This is a genomic window from Actinophytocola sp., from assembly GCF_035712165.1.
Lineage (GTDB): Bacteria > Actinomycetota > Actinomycetes > Mycobacteriales > Pseudonocardiaceae > DASYTH01.
Window position 1 is genome coordinate 1 of record NZ_DASTBH010000124.1, and the last position, 3,409, is coordinate 3,409.

A 3,409-nucleotide genomic window follows, 5' to 3' on the forward strand; every position below is an offset into this window, starting at 1 on the left:
ATCTGTCCGCATGCGCGTACCGCCCCAACTGCCGGTCAACTGCCGCCTCTCCGTGCACGCCCGGTTCGGGTCGACGATTGCTACGTCCGGTACCGGAAGCGGATCCGGCCGCGGGTGAGGCCGTATGGGCTGAGCTTCTCCGTCCTCAGTGGAGCATCAGTTCCAGGTTGCTGCCCGCCCGCCGGGCGCCGACGCCCTCGAACAGCGCCAGGGCCGCCCGGTTGGATTCGTTCACCTCGGCCGATGCGGTGGGGGTTCCGGAGCGGTGCAGCGCACCCAGCACGTGCGCGAGCAGGGCCCGAGCGATGCCGCGGCGGTGCCGGTCGGCCCGGACCGCGATCAGCCCGATCCGTGGCTGCCGGGTCACCTGCACCACCCGGACCAGCCCCACGTAGCGATCGGGCTCCGCGGCCACCGCGTGCTTCGACGGGTCTACCAGGGTGGCGCCGTCCGGGCGGACCAACACCTCAGCCGGCATCGCCTGCCATCCGACGGTGGCTTCGACCTCGTCGCGGACCGCGCGGTCGAGCGCCCGCAGCCGATCCGCGTCCGCCTCGCCGACCGCCAGCATGGTCACGCCCGACGGGAGTGTCACCGAGCCGAGTCCCGTGACCCGCGGGTCGGTGGGCACCAGGTACTCCCATTCGCGGTGGCGAGTCGTGAAACCGGCTCGCTCCCAATGGGACGTCAAGTCGAGGTCGGCCTCGTCCACCACCGTGTACAGCGGTTTCGGCAGCGCCGGGAGCATGGCATCGGCGAGTTGGTCGAAGACCGCGCCGTGCCACGCGTCGATGCTGAGGAAGATCCGTCCGTCGGGCCTGGGCAAGGCTTCGCCGCGGCCGACCACGCGGTCGTCGGCCAACGCGTGCCAGTGCCGCTCCGCGACCCGCGTGATCACCGCGGTGCGTTCAGAGTTCATAGGTGTCGCCTTTCGGGATGCCTTCACGAGGCGCTCCCGGCGACACCTACATCAGTCGCCCGACCGTGACGACGAGGGGAGCACCCACCTCGATACAGCGTTCATGGGTCTCACCTCCTCGCGGAATGTCCTCGCGGAATGCCACAGTCCGGCGCACGGTAACGGCCCGAACGTCGTCCCGTCCAACCATTTCCGGCGAGGCGCCGATAGGTGGCCGGTGAGGTCAGGGCGGGGGGCGAAGGCCGGCGAGGGTGAGGGCGACCAGGCGACGGACCGCGGCCGCCGACCGGAGGCCGCCGGCCGCATCCAGCGCGTGCAGGCAGTAGCCCGCCAGCTCCTCGACTGCCATGTCCGCGCGGACCTCGCCGGCTGCCGCGGCCTCGGTCAGCAGCTGGCGGACCATGGTGCGCAACCGTTGTTGCGCCGGGGCGAGGTGCTCACCGCGGTGCAGCAACGCCGCGAGCTCACTGCCGTGCGGGTCGTGCCGGTGCCGGTGCGACCGCTGGTGCTGGATCAACGCGTAGGCCTCGAGCACCGCCGCGAGCCGCTCGCGGGGTTCCCCGGGCTGGTCGCGGATCGCGACGAGCTGCTCCAGATGCGCGTCGATCTGCCGTTCGTGCCAGGCGTGCAGGATCGTGTCCACGTCCGGGAAGTACTTGTACAGCGTGGCCCGGCCGATCCCGGTGCGCTCGGCGATCTGCGACATCGTCACCGCACGCAACCCGTGCTCGGCCACCAGCTGCGCGGCGGCGTCCAGGGTCGCGTCGATCACCGCCCGCCGGTGCGCCTCGATCGTCTCGTTCCACAACTTCGGCACCGGGTCATGGTACACACCGACATCCGTCGCGACATCGTGTCTTGTTATAGACACCATGTCTCTATAAAGTGACATAGTGTCTCGATAAAGCACTGAGAGGATGCCCTCGCATGCCTGACCCGTCCAGCGATCCGACCACCGGCACACCGCCGAGGGTGCCCCGGTGGGTAGTGGTGTCCGGCACCGTGGTGGGGGTGCTGGTACTGGTGTTCATCGTGGTGCAGCTCACCGGCCTGGGTGGGCAGCACGGACCCGGCCGGCACCTGCCGGGCGGCGGCAGCCCACCGGCCAGCGTCACCGGGCCGCCCGCGGGGGGCCATTGATGGCGATGGCGCCGCGGCTGCGCAAGCTGGTGCTCACCGCCCACATCGCCACCTCGGTGGGATGGTTCGGCGCGATCCTCGCCTACCTCGCGCTTGACCTCACGGCGGTCACCAGCGCGGATGTCGCGCTGGTGCGCGCCGCGTATCTGGCGATGGCGGTGGCGGTGTGGACGGTCATCCTCCCGCTCGCCCTGGCCTCCGTGCTCATCGCGATCCTCAACGCGCTGGGCACCACCTGGGTTCTGTTTCGGCACTACTGGGTCGTGGTCAAACTCGTGCTCACCCTGTTCGCCACCACCATTCTGTTGCTGGAGACGCGCACCGTCCGCGCCTTGGCCGAGGCAGCCGGATCGGGCGCCGATCCCCGCGAACTTCCGGGCACGCTGCCGCACTCCGTCGGCGGCCTGGTCGTGCTGCTCACCACCCTGATCCTGTCGGTCTACAAACCCCGCGGCATGACCCGCCACGGCTGGCGCACCCAACAGCGACCGCGGCCCCAGGTGGCGCCCACGGAGTAGGGGGTCAGGAATCGGCACGCGTGAAGGTCATATGCACGACCCCGGTCGGCGAGGAGCGTCGAGGAAGTGGAACGTCGTACCGCCTTCCATCTCGATCGACGGACGCGGGTGGTGGGTCAGGACGAAGACCGGGGTGTGGAACGGCGGGTTGGGACCCCACGCGCCCTTCCAGTCGGGGTCGTCCTCCCCTCCCGGGAGGCCGAACTATCCGGCACCCATGATCTCGGCGCCGACACCCGGACCCCATTCCTGGGCGAAGACGTTGTCGACACCGCGACTACCGCTGGTCTGCTGCCACGACCGGGTCGCGAACATCCACTGGTGCAGCCGGTCTCCCGCACCGGTGCCGAAGCCGTCGAGTGAGATGCAGAAGATGCCGACGACACCCCAGGAGCAAAGGGCATCGAGGCAACCGAGCTCCCCGGAGCGGGCCAGCACGTCTACGCCGCGACCCGCCAGACCCGCCGGCCACCACCGCGCTCCTCGCGGCGCTCGCCGAAGCCGCGGCAGCGGTCAGCGGCAACCCGACAACCCACAGCCAGTAGGCACCCGGGATCAGCTGCCACCCGAGGTCAACCGAGGGTCGACACCCTGACGGGTAAGTGATAGCTTACGCGTCATGGTGACGTCGACCGCCGACCCCTGGCATGCACTCGCTGATCCCACGCGGCGGCGGGTGTTCGCTCGGGTCGCCGGTGGGCCGTGCTCGGTCACCGAGATCGCGCGGGAGCTGCCGGTCAGCCGGCCGGCGGTGTCCCAGCACTTACGCGTGCTGCTGGACGCGCACCTGGTCGAGGTGCACCGGCAGGGCCGGATGCGCCTGTATGAGATG

General features: G+C 70.2%; 6 protein-coding genes. 3 read left to right on the top strand and 3 right to left on the bottom strand.

Features of this window, described 5'->3' with window-relative positions:
* Positions 1-145: 145 nt before the first annotated feature.
* Both VFO68_RS06880 and VFO68_RS06885 read right to left on the bottom strand, forming a co-directional pair.
* A complete protein-coding gene (locus VFO68_RS06880; protein ID WP_325157322.1) occupies positions 146-919 on the bottom strand; it encodes a GNAT family N-acetyltransferase in 774 nt (257 codons plus the stop codon).
* Positions 920-1,142: 223 nt separating this feature from the next.
* Entirely contained in the window at positions 1,143-1,736 is a 594-nt protein-coding gene (locus tag VFO68_RS06885; protein ID WP_325157323.1) for a TetR/AcrR family transcriptional regulator, read from the bottom strand.
* A gap of 110 nt (positions 1,737-1,846) precedes the next feature.
* Between VFO68_RS06885 and VFO68_RS06890 the strand changes: the two genes are divergently transcribed.
* Positions 1,847-2,059 carry a hypothetical protein gene (locus VFO68_RS06890; RefSeq protein WP_325157324.1) on the top strand — a complete coding sequence of 71 codons (213 nt, stop codon included), beginning with the start codon at positions 1,847-1,849 and terminating at the stop codon, positions 2,057-2,059.
* Positions 2,059-2,577: a DUF2269 domain-containing protein gene (locus VFO68_RS06895; RefSeq protein WP_325157325.1), complete on the top strand. Its 519-nt coding sequence runs from the start codon at positions 2,059-2,061 to the stop codon at positions 2,575-2,577. The genes VFO68_RS06890 and VFO68_RS06895 overlap by 1 nt, the downstream gene beginning before the upstream one ends.
* A 204-nt stretch (positions 2,578-2,781) precedes the next feature.
* On the opposite strand, the gene VFO68_RS06905 is transcribed toward VFO68_RS06895, so the two are convergent.
* Positions 2,782-3,015, bottom strand: coding sequence for a hypothetical protein (locus VFO68_RS06905; protein WP_325157326.1), 234 nt, complete (start codon positions 3,013-3,015; stop codon positions 2,782-2,784).
* Positions 3,016-3,196: 181 nt separating this feature from the next.
* Here VFO68_RS06905 and VFO68_RS06910 point away from each other — a divergent pair.
* Positions 3,197-3,409, top strand: a 213-nt coding sequence (locus tag VFO68_RS06910; RefSeq protein WP_325157327.1) for a metalloregulator ArsR/SmtB family transcription factor, incomplete at its 3' end; no start/stop codon positions are given.